Here is a 15,431-nt window from a genome sequence, read left to right as displayed (position 1 = left end):
TCCGCACCCACCAAGAGGGCCGGTCCACACCCATCAGCCACACCGGTAGCGCCCGACCGTTGGTCGGGCGACGGCAGGATCAGCGCAGGTAATCACCCTGCGCCATCACTTCGCCCAGGTGATCCAGGAACGAACTGATGCGCGCCGACACCGCGGTGTTGCGGTAATACACCGCGTGGATCGGCTGGTAGACATCCAGCGTCTGCGCGGCCAGCACCGGCACCAGCGTGCCGGCGGCGCGATCGCGGTCGGTCACGAAGTCTGACAGGCAGGTGATGCCTACGCCTTCCACCGCCAGCCGGCGCAGGGTTTCGCCGCTGGATACGGCGCTATCCGGACGCACCAGCAGCTGCCCGTCGGCATCGCCCGGCAGCGGCCAGCGGTTCAATGATTCCGGCTCGTTGAAACCGAGCAGCGTGTGCTGGCCCAGTGCGGCCACGCTGGACGGTTCGCCGTGCGCGGCCAGATAGGCCGGGCTGGCCACCAGCTGCAGCCGGCAGCGTCCCAGCGCGCGCGCATGCAGGGTCGAATCGGCCAGCGGGCCGATGCGGATGGCCAGGTCGGTGCGCCGTTCCAGCAGATCGATGTAGCGCTCGGAGCTGTTCAGTTCCAGCTGCACCTCCGGGTAGCGCGCGCGATAGCTGGCCACCAGCGGCGCGATCACGTGCAGCACGAAGGGCATGGCCGCATCCACGCGCAGCCGTCCGGCCGGGCGCTCGCGGCGGGCGGCCATCTGTTCTTCGGCCGACTCCACCGCATCGATGATCGCCCGCGCGTGGCGCAGGTAGGCCTCGCCCTCGGCGGTCAGGTGCAGGCGGCGCGTGGTGCGGGTCAGCAGGGTGGTGCCCAGCTTTTCCTCCAGCCGGCCCAGCGCGCGGCTGACGCCGGAGGGGGTCTGTCCCAGCTGTTCGGCGGCGGCGCTGATCGAGCCGCTGTCGATGACGGCCAGGAAGGCCTGCATTTCGTCGAGGGTGGTCTTCATGCCGTCATTATTGACCACCAGGCAAGAGTGATTGGCGTGAAGACTGGTTTTTCGGCAAAGGTGCGCCGCGCACACTGCGCGCCTTCCTTCCCTTCGGAGCCTGCCATGACCCGTGGCATTCCCCTCGCCCTGCTGGCGCTGACCCTCGGCGCGTTCGCCATCGGCACCACCGAGTTCGTCATCGTCGGCCTGATCCCCACCATTGCCGCCGACCTCCACGTCAGCCTGCCCTCGGCCGGCCTGCTGGTCTCGCTGTACGCGCTGGGCGTGGCCATCGGCGCGCCGGTGCTGACTGCGCTGACCGGCCGCGTGCCGCGCAAGCAGCTGCTGGTGGCGCTGATGCTGATGTTCACCCTGGGCAACGTCATCGCCTGGATGGCGCCGGGCTACACCTCGCTGATCGTCGCCCGCATCCTCACCGGCCTGGCCCACGGCGTGTTCTTCTCCATCGGCTCGATCATCGCCACCGCAGTGGTGCCGAAGGAAAAGGCCGCCAGCGCGATCGCCATCATGTTCACCGGCCTGACCGTGGCGCTGGTGACCGGCGTGCCGCTGGGCACCTTCATTGGCCAGCACCTGGGCTGGCGCGCGACCTTCCTGGCCGTGGCGGGGCTGGGCGTAGTGGCCCTGCTGGGTGCGCTGCTGTTCGTGCCGCGCAACGTGCCGCAGAGCGCGCCGGCCAGCTTCCGCCAGCAGCTGGGCGTTCTGGCGCAGCCGCGCCTGCTGCTGGTCTATGCGATGACCGCGCTGGGCTATGGCGGTACGTTCCTGGCCTTCACCTACCTGGCGCCGATCCTGCAGGACGTCACCGGTTTCTCGGCCAACGCGGTCAGCCTGGTGCTGCTGGTGTACGGCGTGTCGGTGGCGATCGGCAACCTGTGGGGTGGCCGCCTGGCCGACCGCCTGGGCCCGGTGCCGGCGCTCAAGCGCATCTTCGCGCTGCTGGCCATCGTGCTGTTCGTGCTCACCTTCACCGCCTACAACACCTGGCTGATGCTGCTGACCGTGCTGGCCCTGGGCGCGGTGGCGTTCGGCAACGTGCCCGGCCTGCAGGTCTATGTGGTCAAGCAGGCGCAGCGCTATGCGCCGCAGGCCACCGACGTGGCCTCGGGCCTGAACATCGCCGCGTTCAACATCGGCATCGCCCTGGGTGCCTCGCTGGGTGGCCTGGTGGTGGAGCACATCGGCCTGATGCATACCCCGTGGCTGGGTGCGCTGGTGGTGGTGCTGGCCTATGCGCTGACCGTGCTCAGCGGCCGCCTGGACCGCCGCGATGGCGTTGACCACCGTGCCGATGGCATCGCCGTGGCGGCACATTGACCGGCCATGCAATGCACCGTTGCCGGCATGCATACGGTCCCTGCCCTACCCTTTCCGTTCACTCCTTTTCCCCCCGTTGGAGCTTTCCATGACTGTCCCCGCCTTTGGTCTTGGTACCTTCCGCCTCAAAGACCAGACCGTCATCGATTCGGTGCGCAACGCGCTGGACGTCGGTTACCGCGCCATCGACACCGCGCAGATCTACGGCAATGAAGCCGAGGTCGGCCAGGCCATCGCCGAATCCGGCGTGCCGCGCGACGAGATCTACCTGACCACCAAGGTGTGGATCACCGAGTTCAAGCGCGATGCGCTGCTGGCCAGCCTGCGTACCAGCCTGGAAAAGCTGCGCACCGACCACGTCGACCTGGCCCTGATCCACTGGCCCTCGCCGAATGACAAGGTGGACGTGCCGATGGAGGAATACCTGCCGGCGCTGGCCGAGGCCAAGGCGCAGGGCCTGACGCGCGAGATCGGCATCTCCAACTTCACCATCGCCCAGACCCGCAAGGCGATCGAGATCCTCGGCGCCGGCGCCATCGCCACCAACCAGATCGAGATCCACCCGTACCTGCAGAACCGCCTGCTGGTGCAGTTCCTGCAGGACAACGACATCCGCATCACCGCCTACATGAGCCTGGCCTACGGCGAAGTGCTGAAGGACCCGGTGATCCAGGCCATTGCTGGCCGCCACCAGGCCACCCCGGCCCAGGTTGCACTGGCCTGGGCGCTGCAGCAGGGCTTTGCAGTCATCCCGTCGTCGACCAAGCGCGACAACCTGGCCGGCAACCTGGAAGCAGCCGCGATCCGCCTGACCGACGAAGACATGGCGCAGATCGCCAAGCTCGACCGCGGCCAGCGCCTGGCCAACCCCGAAGGCATCGCCCCGGCCTGGGATTGATCGGACGCCGCCGGGCAGGGCCCGGCGCTACCGGATGCGCGTGGGTAGCGCCGGGTCACGCCCGGCGGATCCATCAGCCCTGCAACAACCAGCCGCGCATCGCCGCACTCACGTCGTCCGGCTTTTCCATCGGTGCCAGGTGCCCGCAGTCGGGCACCACCACCAGCTGCGAGTGCGGCACCAGCGCGTGCATTTCCTCGCTCACCGCCAACGGCGTGATGCGATCGTTGGCACCGCAGACGATCAGCAGCGGGTCGCGGTACGCGGCCAGCACGTCATGGCCGTCGCGCCGTTCCAGCCCGCTCTGGCGCAGGAACACTTCGGCCCCCAGCCGCGCGGTCATATCGCGCACGCGCTGCACCAGCACGTAGTCGTCCAGCCGCGACGCATCGATGTAGCTGCGCATCAGCGCATCACCGAAGCCATGGAACGTGCCGGGCAGGCGCACGCTGGCGCGCTGGCTGCGGCGCTGTTCGGCCCGCTCGGGCGAATCGGCATGGATCGAGGTATCGACCAGCGCCAGCTGCAGCACGCGCTCGGGCGCGATGCGCAGGATCTGCTGGGCGACGAAGCCCCCCAGCGAGAAACCCGCCAGGGCGAAGCGCTCGGGTGCCTGCGCCAGCACGTCCTCGGCCACCGCCTGCAGCGTCTCGCCACGGGTCTGGTCGCCCACGGTGCAATCGGCGATGTCGGCCAGGTCGGCCAGCTGCGCGCGCCACAGCTCGGCGTCGTTGAGCAGGCCGGGGAGCAGCAGCAGGGGGATGCGATCGGTCATGGGGGTATTGTCGCGCGGCGGGGTGGGCACGGCCATGCCGCAACGGGCCATTGGGCTGTAGAGTCGAGCACAGCCAGTCGAGCATGGCTTGACTCTACCGAAGACACCGACACGGACGCGACCATGGCAGACCCTTACAACAGTGGCATCCCCTCCCCTCCGGCCCTTCGTTTCGAGGATTCCCTGGTCACCACCGCCTTCGAGCTGCCGGGCTACCGCGTGGCCCGCAGCCTGGGCGTGGTGCGCGGCATCACCGTGCGTTCGCGCTCGATCGTCGGCAATTTTCTGGGCGGCATCCAGACACTCTTCGGCGGCAACATCACCATCTACACCGAACTGTGCGAGCAGGCCCGCGAGGAAACCTACCGCGACATGGTCAAGCACGCGCGGCAGCTGGGCGCCAACGCCATCATCGGCATGCGCTACGACGCCACCGACGTGATGACCGGGCTGACCGAGGTGCTGTGCTATGGCACGGCGGTGGTGGTGGAACCGTTGCGCTGACCGGCGTTCCGCCGGGCATGGCATGAAATGCAGCCGAGCGTGGGCTCGGCTCTACAGCGGGGGCGCAGCGACGTCGACCTGCTGCACCGGCAGGGTCACCATCATCACCGTCGGGTCGTCCGGATCCAGCCTGGTCTTGAAGCCCAGGCTCTGGCACATCGCCAGCATGGTGCTGTTCTCGCGCAGCACCTGGCCTTCCACCACGTCCAGCCCCAGCCACTTGGCATATTCGATCATGATCGCCATCAGGCGCCAGCCGATGCCATGGCCCTTCAGGTCCGAGCGGATCAGGATGCCGTACTCGCCGCGGTGGTAGTCGGCATCGGCATGCAGGCGTACCGCGCCCAGCATGTCACCGTTGCGCGGGTCGATGGCCACCAGCGCGATCGAGCGCGCGTAGTCGAGCTGGGTCAGGCGCGCGATGAACTCGTGGCTGAAGTGCTTCACTGACTGGAAGAAACGCAGGCGCAGGTCCTCGTCGCTGACACGGGCGAAAAACGCGCGGAACAGCGCATCGTCCTCCGGCCGCACCGGGCGCACGAAGGCACGGCCACCGTCGGACAGCTCGATGGTGCGCTCCCACTCCTTCGGGTACGGGAACACCGAGAAACGCGGATGGCCACGGCCCTTGTGCAGGATGCGCGAGGGCGCGATGGCCACGCGCGCATCGAGGGCGAGGATGCCCTTGGCGTCCACCAGCAGCGGGTTGATGTCCAGCGTGCGCACTTCGGGAATGTCGGCGGCCAGCTGCGCCAGCTTCACCAATGCCAGCGCCAGCGCGCGCTCGTCGGCGGCGGGCACATCGCCATAGGCCTTGAGGATGCGCGAGGCGCGGGTCTGGCCGATCAGTTCATGGGCCAGGCGCAGGTCCAGCGGCGGCAGTGCCAGTGCCTTGTCGTTGATCACTTCCACCGCGGTGCCACCGCGGCCGACCACGATGACCGGGCCGAACGTGGCGTCATCGGCGATGCCGACGATGATCTCGCGCGCCTTCGGGCTGACGATGGTCGGCTGCACCAGCAGGCCGTCGATGCGTGCTTCCGGGCGCAGCTGGCGCGCGCGTTCGAGGATGGCCGTGGCCGCAGCCTGCACCGCCGGCAGCGTCGCCAGGTTCAGGCGCACGCCGTCCACTTCGGATTTATGCGGAATGTCCGGCGAGAGGATCTTCAGCGCGACCGTGGCACCGCGCTCCAGCAGCGGCTGCGCCAGGTCCATCGCCTCGTGCGCATCGCGCGCATGCATCACCGGCGCGGAGGGAATGCCGTAGGCCTTGAGCAGATCGTGGGTGGCCAGCGGATCCAGCCATTGCTGGCCGTTGCTGAGCGCGGCCTCGACCAGCGCACGCGCACGCGCGGTGTCCACGCTGAAATCCTGCGGCAGGCTCGGCGGCGTTTCCATCAGCGCGTTCTGCGCTTCGCGGTAACGCACCAGGTGCTGGAAGCCGCGCACCGCTTCGGCTTCGGTGGGATAGGTCGGCACGCGCGCCGCGTTGAGCGTGGCCGTGGCCTGGTCATCGTTGCCCAGCCAGACGGCGAACACCGGCTTGTCGCGGTGGTGGCGCGGGCGCAGGCCGAGGGTACGGGTCAGCGCCTGCGCGGCATCGGCCGACGAAGTGAACGCGGTGGGCACGTTGACCACCATCACCGCATCGTTCTCGTTGTCGGCCAGCAGGGCTTCGATGGCGGCCGCGTAGCGATCGCCGTCGGCGTCGACCACGATGTCGACCGGATTGCTGCGCGACCAGCCCTGCGGCAGCACCTTGTCCAGCGTTTCCACCGTGCTGTCGGACAGCTGCGCCAGGGTGCCGCGCAGCGCGATCAGCTGGTCCACTGCCAGGCGGCCAACGCCACCGCCATTGCTGAGCACGGCCAGGCGGCGGCCGGGGAATGTCCCGAGGCGGCCCAGGGTTTCGGCGGCGGTGAACAACTCGTCCAGTGCGCTCACGCGCAGCAGGCCGGCGCGGTTGAAGGCCGCGCCGTAGACATCATCGGCGCGGGCCAGCGCCTGCACGTGGGTATCGGCGCTGCCCGGCTGCACGCGCTCGGCGCGGCCGGATTTCACCACCACCACGGGCTTGGCTCGGGCGGCGGCACGCGCGGCCGACATGAACTTGCGCGCGTCCTTGATGTGCTCGACGTAGAGCAGGATGGCGCGGGTGCGGTAGTCGGTGGCGAAGTAGTCGAGCAGGTCGCCAAAGTCGACGTCCATCGTGTCGCCCAGCGAGACGACGGCGGAAAAGCCGACCGAGCGGGCCACGCCCCACTCCACCAGCGCGGCGGCGATGGCCGAGGATTCGGAGATCAGGGCGAGGTCACCGGCCTGCGGGAAGTGCGCGGCGATGCTGGCGTTGAGCCGCGCATGCGGCGCGATGACGCCCAGGCAGTGCGGGCCGAGGATGCGCAGGCCGTGCTTGCGCGCCACCGTTTCCACCTGTTCGGACAGCGAGCCCGGGCCCTCGCCGAGGTGCGCGGTGAGGATGATGGCCGCCTGCACGCCGCGCTCGGCGGCGGTACGCACCACCTGCGGCACGATCGCCGCCGGCGCGGTGATGACCACCAGGTCGGGCACCCAATCAAGATCCTTCAGCCGCTTGACCGTGCGGATGCCATCGATCTCGGCGTGGCGCGGGTTGATCCACGCCACCTTGCCGGGAAAGCCGGTGCCGCGCAGGTTGCGCATCACCGCACGGCCGGCGGAGCGCTCGCGCGGGCTGCCGCCGATCACCGCGACCGACTGCGGACGGAACACGGACTGCAGGTGGTAGGTACTCATGCACCTACGGTACACGCACCGGCGCGCCGGGCGCATGATCCAGCGCAACATCGCAGCGTCACCCGGCGTGGATGACGCAGCGATCCAGTAGATCCACGCCATGCGTGGATGACGTCCCTGTTACAACAGGGTGCCGTGCAGGATCATCGCGGCGATGCTGAAATAGATCACCAGGCCGGTCACGTCCACCAGGGTGGCCACGAACGGGGCCGAGGCGCTGGCCGGGTCGAAGCCCAGGCGCTTGAGGATGAAGGGCAGCATCGAGCCGGACAGCGAACCGAAGGTGACGATGCCCACCAGCGCCGCACCGATGGTGATGGCCAGCAGGATCCAGTGCTCGCCGTAGTCGTGCAGGCCGCCCAGCTGCCAGATGACGATGCGCACGATGGCCAGGCAGCCCAGGATGGCGCCCAGCACCATGCCGGTGGGCACTTCGCGCAGCGCCACCTTCCACCAGTCGCCCAGGCGCAGCTCGCGCAGGGCCAGGCTGCGGATCAGCAGCGAGGTGGCCTGCGAACCTGAGTTGCCGCCCGAGCTCATGATGAGCGGGATGAACAGGGTCAGCACCACCGCGCGTGCCAGTTCGTCCTCGTAGTGCTGCATCGCGCTGGCGGTGAGCATTTCGCCGAGGAACAGCACGCTCAGCCAGCCGGCGCGCTTGCGCAGCATCTCGAAGAAGCCGATCTGCATGTAGGGCTTGTCCAGCGCTTCCATGCCGCCGAACTTGTGTGCGTCCTCGGTCGACTCCTCGATGAGCGCATCGAGCACGTCATCGACGGTGACGATGCCCAGCAAGTGCTGCTGCGCGTCCACCACCGGGATGGCCAGCAGATCGTGGCGGCGGATCAGCCGCGCCACTTCTTCCTGGTCCAGCAGGGCATCGACGGTGACCGGCGGGTTGACCTGGGCCACGTCGAGGATCGACTCCTCCGGCAGGCCGGTGATCAGCCGGCGCATGGTCACCACCTGCTGCAGCTGCTGGCTGGCCGGGTCGAGCACGTAGATGGCGTACACGGTCTCGCGGGTGCGCTCGACCTGGCGGATGTGCTGCAGGGTCTGGGCGACGGTCCAGGTGGCGGGCACGGCGACGAACTCGGTGGTCATCAACGCGCCGGCGGTGTTGGGCGGGTAGCTCAGCAGCGTCTGGATGGCCTGGCGGGCATCGCTGCCCAGCAGCGGGATCAGCCGAGCACGTTCTTCCTCGTCCAGCTCGTGGACGATGTCGGTGGCACGGTCGTCGGCCATCAGGCCCAGCAGTGCGGCGGCGCGGGCCGGCGGCAGTGCGGCCACCAGCTCGCCACTGCGGTGCAGTTCCGGCGCTTCGAGCATCTTCACCGCGCGCGGCAGCGACAGCGCAGCCAGCGTTTCGGCGGCGCGCTGCAGGTGGAGCGTGTTGAGGAACTCCACCGCATCGGCGGTGTTGTAGTTGGCCAGGGGTGCCGCCAGTGCGGCGGCATCGGCCACCGGGCGCAGCAATTGCTTCTGGTTCATGGGTTTGCCTTGTGGGGTGCGACCTCGCGCAACGCCAACGCAGGCAAACCGTCCCGATGTCAGGCGGTGGCCATCGCTGGCGTCGAACGAGGTCGACTTCTACTGTCGCTGGACATGGGTTGGGGACTCCGGATGGGTGTACTGGCGGACACGCCCCACAGGGGTGGGCCGACAGCGGCAGGCAGTCTGGACCTGCCGACACGCCGGGTCAACCCTGGCCGGGCCACTGGCCGCCGCGACGTTGCGACCCCGTTGTCGTTCGTGCACGGGCCGGCGCGCATAATGAAGGGGCGGCCTGCATGGCCGCAGTCCCCCAGCCGAACGAACGCAATCCGGGCCCCCGCGATGACCAGGTATTCCCATGCATAGCGGTGGTCTTGAACTGGCGCTGGTGCTGCTGCTGGCCGCGGTGATCGCGGTGCCGGTGTTCAAGAAGTTCGGCTTCGGTGCGGTGCTGGGTTACCTGGCCGCCGGCGTGGTGCTGGGCCCGGACGGGCTGGGTTTCGTGCAGGATGCCGACCGCATCCTCGGCGCCGCCGAGATCGGCGTGGTGATGCTGCTGTTCGTCATCGGCCTGGAGCTGTCGCCGGCGCGCCTGAAGGTGATGCGGCGCTCGGTGTTCGGTGCCGGTGCGGCGCAGGTGGCGCTGTCCGGCCTGCTGCTGGGTGGCCTGCTGCTGCTCGACCACTTCCAGTGGAAGAGCGCACTGGTGGTCGGCATCGCATTGGCCCTGTCCTCCACCGCGGTGGGCCTGCAGCTGCTGTCCGAACACAAGGCGATCAACAGCGACCATGGCCGGCTGGGCTTTGCCATCCTGCTGTTCCAGGACCTGATCGCCATCCCGTTGCTGGCCGCCATTCCGCTGCTGGGCGGGGCCAAGAACCAGACCCTGCGCTGGGAAGACGCGGCCGTGGCACTGGGTGCGCTGGCGGTGGTGATCCTGTGCGGGCGCCCGGTGCTGCGCAAGGTATTCGGCATCATCGCCCGCACCCGCAGCCCCGAGGTGTTCACCGCCACCGCGCTGCTGGTGGTGCTGGGCACCGCCTGGTTCATGCAGGAAGCCGGCCTCAGCCCCAGCCTGGGCGCGTTCCTGGCAGGCGTGCTGTTGTCCGACTCGGAATTCCGCCACGAATTGGAAGCGCAGATCGAGCCGTTCAAGGGCCTGCTGCTGGGCCTGTTCTTCATTGCCGTGGGCATGGGCATCGACCTGGACCGCATCACCGCCGAGCCATGGCTGATCGCCACCGGCGTGGCCGCGCTGCTGGTGGTGAAGTTCAGCCTGCTGTATGCCATCGGCCGCGTCGCCAGGCTCGGTTCGCGGCAGTCACTGCTGCTGGGCAGCGTGCTCTGGCTGGGTGGCGAGTTCGCCTTCGTGGTGTTCAACGAAGCCCAGCGTGCGCATCTGCTGGGCGATGCCAACCATGACCGGCTGGTGGCCATCGTCGGCCTGTCGATGGCGATCACGCCGCTGTTGATGCTGGCGCTGCTGAAGCTGCTGGGCCGGGAAAAGCCTGCGCCGCGCGACGCCGCGCCGGCCGACAAGGTCGCGCCGGACAACCAGCCCAAGGTGCTGATCGCCGGCATGGGCCGCTTCGGCCAGGTGATCGCGCGCCTGCTGACCGCGCAGAAGGTGCCCTTCGTGGCGCTGGAAGCGAACCCGGACACCGTGGCCGACCTGCGCCGCTTCGGCAACCAGCTGTACTACGGCGACCCAACGCGGCCGGAGATGCTGCGCGCGGCGGGGGGCGAGCACATCGATGTGTTCGTGATCACCGTGGACGACCCGGAAACCAACCTGCGCGCGGTGCGGATGGTGCGCCGCCTGTACCCGGATGCGAAGGTGCTGGCGCGTGCGCGCAACCGCCAGCACGCCTGGCGCCTGATGGACATGTCGGCCGAACCGTTCCGCGAGGTGTTCGGCACCAGCCTGGAAATGAGCGGGCGGGTGCTGACCGCGCTGGGCGTGGCGGCGGACGTGGCGCAGCGCCATGTGCAGCGGTTCCGCGAGCATGACGAGCAGCTGCTGCGTGACCAGTACCTGGTCTACGACGATGAGGCCGCGGTGATCCAGACCTCGCGCGATGCGCGCAATGACCTGATGCACCTGTTCGAGGCCGACGCGGAAAGCGACGAGAAATAGGCGTGCCGACCAACGGTCGGCACCCACCCGGAATCTCATGCCGACCAACGGTCGGCACCCACCCACAATCTCATGCCGACCAACGGTCGGCACCCACCCACAATCTCATGCCGACCAACGGTCGGCACCCACCCAGAATCTCATGCCGACCAACGGTCGGCACCCACCCAGAATCTCATGCCGACCAACGGTCGGCACCCACCCGGAATCTCATGCCGACCAACGGTCGACACCCACCCGGTCGATGGCGGACCCGGTAGTGCCGGCCGCTGGCCGGCAATCTCGAGATCCCGGAGGTTTCATGAAGCTGCCGGCCAGCGGCCGGCACTACCCTTTTACATGGATCAGCCGTTATCGCGCAGGAACCGGGCCATCGAGGACACGCCGGGCACGCGCGGTTCGAATTCGCCGGCCACGTCGATGAAGCCGCGCATCACTGCGATCTCGCGCGGGCTGCGGTTGAGGCTGTCGCGCACTTCCGGATCGGCACCGGCGCGCAGCAGGCGCTGTACCAGCAGCGGCAGGCCGTGCAGGGCGGCCAGATGCAGCGGGCCGAAGCCGCGCGGGTCACGCACGTCCAGGCTCACGTCCTCATCCAGCAGGCGCTCCACCGCAGCCATCACCACCTGTTCGTCGCAGGCGGTGCCAGGCTCGGCGCGTGCGCCCAGCAGCAGCAGCAGCGGGGTGACCGAACCGGCCGCGGCCTGGTCCGGCTCGGCGCCGGCCAGCAGCAGCGTATCCAGCAGGGCCAGCAGGCGCGAACGGTCGCGGGCGCTGAAGCCGTACAGCGCCGCGCAGTGCAGCGGGCCCAGCTGCTGGGCATCGCCGGCATGCACGTCGGCACCGGCGGTGAGCAGGCGCGCGACGATGTCCGGCAGGCCCAGCGCGGACGCCAGCATCAGCACGGTCACCCCGCCCGGCAGGCGGTGTTCCAGCTGTGCACCGGCATCGAGCAGGGCCGAGACGATATCCACCTGGCGCATGCTGACCGCCGCCGACAGCGGGGTCGCGCCACTGGCCGCGCCATGCTGCGGATCGGCGCCACGCGCCAGCAGCAGGTCGACCACCGCCAGGTGGCCACCGCCGGCGGCGCGCAGCAGCGCGGTGCAGCCCTGCGCATCGACGGCGTCGATGGCAAAGCCCAGATCGTTCAAGCGGCGCACGGCATCGACGTCACCAACCATGGCTGCAGCCGGCAGGTCGCTTTCGCGCAGGGTGCGGCGCGGCAGCGGCCACACCCGCCAATCCAGCCAGTCGGCGAGGTCGCGGCGGCCGATCGACAGCGCCACGCCCAGCGGCGTCTGGCCATCGGCAGCACGCGCTTCCGGCGAAGCGCCGTGCTGCACCAGCAACTTCAGTGCGCCTTCGCGGGCCAGCGCCGTCGCCAGGTGCAGGGCGGTCATGCCGTGGCTGTCGCGGGCTTCGCGGTCGACACCGGCATTGAGCAGGGCCTGCTGCAGGCGCAGCCAGCCCAGGCGCACCGCCAGCGACAGCGGCGGATCACCGGCCGGCGAAGCGGCGAACGGATCGGCACCGCGTTCGAGCAGTTCCAGCGCCAGCTGCTCCAGGCCGCGTGCGGCCTGGTCGTGCTGCGCGCAGGCAGCGAGGAAGCGGGCCAGGCCACCGCGGCCGGCCGGCGACAGGCCACGCTGCAGCATCACCTGCAGCGCCGGCACCGCGTCGATGCCACGCGACAGCAGGGCGAACATGGGGGTATCGGCACAGGCGTCGCGCACGTACGGGTCGGCGCCGTGGCCCAGCAGCCAGTCGACCGCGCGCGGCTCCAGTGCCAGCTCCGGGTCGAGCAGCAGCCCGCCCAGCTCTTCGGGCTGGCACAGCTTGGCCAGCGCGGCCATGCCTTCGGTATTGCCGAAGCCCAACGCTTCGCGCAGCAGGGTCAGCGGCGGGCGGTCGGGCAGCAGGCCGCTGGCACTGGCGGCTTCACCGCGTTCGGCCAGGCCATCACTGACCGCCGCCGGCAGCGGGTAGGACGGGTCCAGCAGGGCCACGATCGCCCAGCGGCCGGCCTCGGCGGCGTAGTCCACGGCGCGGCGGCCGAGCGGATCGCTGGCATCGGCGGCGATGCCCAGGTCGACCAGGCGCTTGACCAGCAGCGGCGAGACATCCTCGGCCATCGCGGCCAGCAGCACGGCATTGCGGCCTTCGCCATCGACAGCGACCAGGTCGGGCTTGTGCGGCAGCAGGTGTTCGATGGCGGCGGCGCGGCCAGCGCGGGCGGCTTCCAGCCACGGCGTGCGGCCCAGCGCATCGCGCGCTTCCAGGTTCGCCCCCGCCCCCAGCAGCACGCCGATGATCTCGACATGGCCGGCCAGGGCGGCTTCGTGCAGCGCGCTGCGGCGCTGGCGGTCGCGCGCGTCGGCGCGGGCCTTGTGCTTGAGCAGCAGCTGCACGCCGGCCGGATCGTCGTCCTCGGTGGCGGCGGCGGCCAGCAGCACCGGCGTGCCATCGCTGGGCTCGCTGCGCGCACCGCGCTCGAGCAGGAAGCGGGCCAGGCGCCAGTTGCCGACCTGGCAGGCCACGGCCAGCGGCGACCAGCCCTCGGTGTTGAGCGCATCCACTTCGGCGGCGGCATCGCGCAGCAGCGCGGCCACGCCCGGGTCGGAACTGCGCGCAGCGTGGTGCAGCGGGGTGTTGCCATCGCTGTCCACCGCGCGCGAATCGGCGCCGTTGGCCAGCAGGGTCATCACCGCTTCGGGGCGGCCATGCCAGCTGTCGCGGGTCGCGGCCAGCAGCGGGGTCATGCCACGGTGCGGGGCATTCACATCGACGCCGCGGCCGATCAGCTCGCGCAGCAGGCGCAGGTCGGGCAACACGGCAGCGAGCACGGCCAGGCTGCGCTGGTCGCGCCAGTGCGGGTCCGGCAATGCGTACGGATCGGCACCGGCCTGCAGCAGCTGCAGCGCGCGGTCGATGCGGCCGTGGCGGGCCGCCTCGTACAGCGCCGGGGTCAGTTCCTGCGGCGCCATCGCTTCCAGCGGCGTGCTTTCGGCGGCGGCATTGAACAGGGCCTCGGCATCGCCGCTCGGCAGGTCCTGGGCGCTGCTGCGCAGGCTGACCATCGGCGCCGGTGCCACCCGCTGCAGCAGCAGGTGCAGGGCCGGCGACAGCAGCAGCGTGGCCAGCGCGGCGGGCCAACCGGCGCCTTCCGGCAAGAGGCCCGGCCAGGCCGGCAGCACGATCAGCGCGGCCAGGGCGATCACGATCACCGCCACCAGCAGGCCGCGCCAGGCGGTCAGGTCACGCCCGGCCAGGGCCTGCCAATGCTGGGCCAGGCTGCCATCAAGGCGTTCGACATCGTTCCACAGCGGCCAGGTGCGCCAAGCGGCCAGCAGCCCGGCGCTGACCAGCACGCTCAGGCCGAGCACGGCCGCCAGGCTGCCGCTGTCGCGCAGTGCGGCCAACGGCCATGCCAGCAGCAGCGCCAGGCCGGCCGGGGCAGCAGCCCACAGCACCGCCAGCGCCGGCAGATCCTGCCGCGCAATCAGTTTTGGTGGCAGCAGCGAGCGGCTGCGCCGCCACCACGACACGCCCAGCGCGAACGCCGGCTGCGCCAGTGCGGCGAGCACGGCACCCGGCAGCCCGCCCACGACCGAGCCCAGCGCCAGCACGGCACCCAGGGCGAAGGCGATCGACAGTGCGCGCGGGCGCGACAGCTCAGTCATAGTGGCGCCGCATCATGCTGGTCACCGAGGGCGGCACCTGCAGGTAGAAGCCGCGTTCGGCCAGCTCGCTGCGGACCTTGTCCGGGTCGGCCTGGGCCAGCCGGCGCTGCGCATCCAGGGTCACTTCGAGGACGAACGAAAGCGCACCCAGCGAGGTGACCAGCGCCGCAGGCAGCGCGCTGAAGTCATCACGACGGGCGAGGTAGACGTAGGTGTCCGGCTTGAGTTGGCTTTTATAGACGTAGGCGTGCATGTCCGCGGGACGATAACCCGGGAAGAGCCATGATTGTGTCGGAAAGCCGACACCGGGGAAAGCCATCGCGCGACGATGACGGCGCGATCGACGGCGTTTCCCCGATGGGGTTCAGCAATGTGGCGATGGCGTTCAGGCTGGGCCCGCCATCGGCCGCGCTTACTTCACCTTGGCGTAGGTGCCCTTCAGCGCCACGCCCGCCAGGATCGCGCCGGCGTAGCATTCGTAGTTGTTCGGGCTCTTGAATTCGTTCTTCTTGTAGTAGCTGACGATGTCGACCACGGCATTGGCGCCGCGCGACTTGGCACCGTCCTGCAGCGCGCGCAGCGCCGACAGGGCCACCCAGCGGCAGGCTTCCTCGTCGCTCTTGTTGGCGGCGTTGGTCTTCTTGTTGGTCACGTCCTCGCCCAGGCGCTGCTGCACGCTGACCGACTGGCCAGCCAGGTAGAAGCGGACGCTGCCATCGATGCCGGCATCCTTGGCGGCCTGCGAGCTGACCAGCTCACGCAGGGACTGCTCGACGCGGGTTTCGCGGGCCGAGGCGGTGGTGGTCAGGGCCAGCAGTGCGGTGGCCGTGGCGATCATCAGGGTACGACGCATCGAAACTTCTCCT

The 15,431-nt window shown here is 69.7% G+C and carries 11 protein-coding genes; 4 read left to right on the top strand and 7 right to left on the bottom strand.

Features of this window, described 5'->3' with window-relative positions:
- Positions 1-79 precede the first annotated feature (79 nt).
- Positions 80-982, bottom strand: coding sequence for a LysR substrate-binding domain-containing protein (locus tag AC3WL7_RS03840; RefSeq protein WP_492749397.1), 903 nt, complete (start codon positions 980-982; stop codon positions 80-82).
- A gap of 105 nt (positions 983-1,087) precedes the next feature.
- Between AC3WL7_RS03840 and AC3WL7_RS03835 the strand changes: the two genes are divergently transcribed.
- Positions 1,088-2,302 (top strand): MFS transporter, encoded by a 1,215-nt coding sequence (locus tag AC3WL7_RS03835; protein WP_079224200.1) that lies wholly within the window; start codon positions 1,088-1,090, stop codon positions 2,300-2,302.
- Positions 2,303-2,390: 88 nt separating this feature from the next.
- Positions 2,391-3,200, top strand: coding sequence for a 2,5-didehydrogluconate reductase DkgB (gene dkgB, locus AC3WL7_RS03830; RefSeq protein WP_492749396.1), 810 nt, complete (start codon positions 2,391-2,393; stop codon positions 3,198-3,200).
- Positions 3,201-3,273: 73 nt separating this feature from the next.
- Here the strand turns inward: dkgB and AC3WL7_RS03825 are convergent, their stop codons facing one another.
- Positions 3,274-3,975, bottom strand: coding sequence for an alpha/beta fold hydrolase (locus AC3WL7_RS03825; RefSeq protein WP_492749395.1), 702 nt, complete (start codon positions 3,973-3,975; stop codon positions 3,274-3,276).
- 123 nt (positions 3,976-4,098) lie between these two features.
- Here AC3WL7_RS03825 and AC3WL7_RS03820 point away from each other — a divergent pair, with 123 nt between their 5' ends.
- Positions 4,099-4,479 carry a YbjQ family protein gene (locus AC3WL7_RS03820; RefSeq protein WP_079224204.1) on the top strand — a complete coding sequence of 127 codons (381 nt, stop codon included), beginning with the start codon at positions 4,099-4,101 and terminating at the stop codon, positions 4,477-4,479.
- A 51-nt stretch (positions 4,480-4,530) separates the two neighbouring features.
- On the opposite strand, the gene AC3WL7_RS03815 is transcribed toward AC3WL7_RS03820, so the two are convergent.
- Together AC3WL7_RS03815 and mgtE are read right to left on the bottom strand one after the other, a co-directional pair.
- Positions 4,531-7,251: a bifunctional acetate--CoA ligase family protein/GNAT family N-acetyltransferase gene (locus AC3WL7_RS03815; RefSeq protein WP_492749394.1), complete on the bottom strand. Its 2,721-nt coding sequence runs from the start codon at positions 7,249-7,251 to the stop codon at positions 4,531-4,533.
- A gap of 120 nt (positions 7,252-7,371) precedes the next feature.
- Entirely contained in the window at positions 7,372-8,742 is a 1,371-nt protein-coding gene (mgtE, locus tag AC3WL7_RS03810; RefSeq protein WP_492749392.1) for a magnesium transporter, read from the bottom strand.
- Between the two features lie 361 nt (positions 8,743-9,103).
- Here mgtE and AC3WL7_RS03805 point away from each other — a divergent pair, with 361 nt between their 5' ends.
- Entirely contained in the window at positions 9,104-10,882 is a 1,779-nt protein-coding gene (locus tag AC3WL7_RS03805; protein ID WP_492749391.1) for a monovalent cation:proton antiporter-2 (CPA2) family protein, read from the top strand.
- Positions 10,883-11,226: 344 nt separating this feature from the next.
- Here the strand turns inward: AC3WL7_RS03805 and AC3WL7_RS03800 are convergent, their stop codons facing one another.
- The 3 genes from AC3WL7_RS03800 to AC3WL7_RS03790 all read right to left on the bottom strand — a co-directional run bounded on the left by AC3WL7_RS03800 (position 11,227) and on the right by AC3WL7_RS03790 (position 15,418).
- On the bottom strand, positions 11,227-14,565 hold the full coding sequence (locus AC3WL7_RS03800; RefSeq protein ID WP_492749390.1) for an ankyrin repeat domain-containing protein: 3,339 nt from the start codon (positions 14,563-14,565) through the stop codon (positions 11,227-11,229).
- Positions 14,558-14,818, bottom strand: coding sequence for a YcgL domain-containing protein (locus AC3WL7_RS03795; protein WP_079224213.1), 261 nt, complete (start codon positions 14,816-14,818; stop codon positions 14,558-14,560). The genes AC3WL7_RS03800 and AC3WL7_RS03795 overlap by 8 nt, the downstream gene beginning before the upstream one ends.
- A gap of 159 nt (positions 14,819-14,977) precedes the next feature.
- A complete protein-coding gene (locus AC3WL7_RS03790) occupies positions 14,978-15,418 on the bottom strand; it encodes an excinuclease ATPase subunit (RefSeq protein ID WP_079224214.1) in 441 nt (146 codons plus the stop codon).
- Positions 15,419-15,431 lie beyond the last annotated feature (13 nt).

The organism is Stenotrophomonas sp. FW305-3-2-15-E-LB1, assembly GCF_058787375.1.
Note: the sequence above shows the minus strand (reverse complement) of the source record. Positions and strands in the feature narration are given on the sequence as shown.

Bases quoted from the DNA above. Each gene is read 5' to 3' on its own strand.
- AC3WL7_RS03840 (WP_492749397.1), bottom strand. From the start codon at position 982: ATGAAGACCACCCTCGACGAAATGCAGGCCTTCCTGGCCGTCATCGAC.
- AC3WL7_RS03835 (WP_079224200.1), top strand. From the start codon at position 1,088: ATGACCCGTGGCATTCCCCTCGCCCTGCTGGCGCTGACCCTCGGCGCG.
- dkgB (WP_492749396.1), top strand. From the start codon at position 2,391: ATGACTGTCCCCGCCTTTGGTCTTGGTACCTTCCGCCTCAAAGACCAG.
- AC3WL7_RS03825 (WP_492749395.1), bottom strand. From the start codon at position 3,975: ATGACCGATCGCATCCCCCTGCTGCTGCTCCCCGGCCTGCTCAACGAC.
- AC3WL7_RS03820 (WP_079224204.1), top strand. From the start codon at position 4,099: ATGGCAGACCCTTACAACAGTGGCATCCCCTCCCCTCCGGCCCTTCGT.
- AC3WL7_RS03815 (WP_492749394.1), bottom strand. From the start codon at position 7,251: ATGAGTACCTACCACCTGCAGTCCGTGTTCCGTCCGCAGTCGGTCGCG.
- mgtE (WP_492749392.1), bottom strand. From the start codon at position 8,742: ATGAACCAGAAGCAATTGCTGCGCCCGGTGGCCGATGCCGCCGCACTG.
- AC3WL7_RS03805 (WP_492749391.1), top strand. From the start codon at position 9,104: ATGCATAGCGGTGGTCTTGAACTGGCGCTGGTGCTGCTGCTGGCCGCG.
- AC3WL7_RS03800 (WP_492749390.1), bottom strand. From the start codon at position 14,565: ATGACTGAGCTGTCGCGCCCGCGCGCACTGTCGATCGCCTTCGCCCTG.
- AC3WL7_RS03795 (WP_079224213.1), bottom strand. From the start codon at position 14,818: ATGCACGCCTACGTCTATAAAAGCCAACTCAAGCCGGACACCTACGTC.
- AC3WL7_RS03790 (WP_079224214.1), bottom strand. From the start codon at position 15,418: ATGCGTCGTACCCTGATGATCGCCACGGCCACCGCACTGCTGGCCCTG.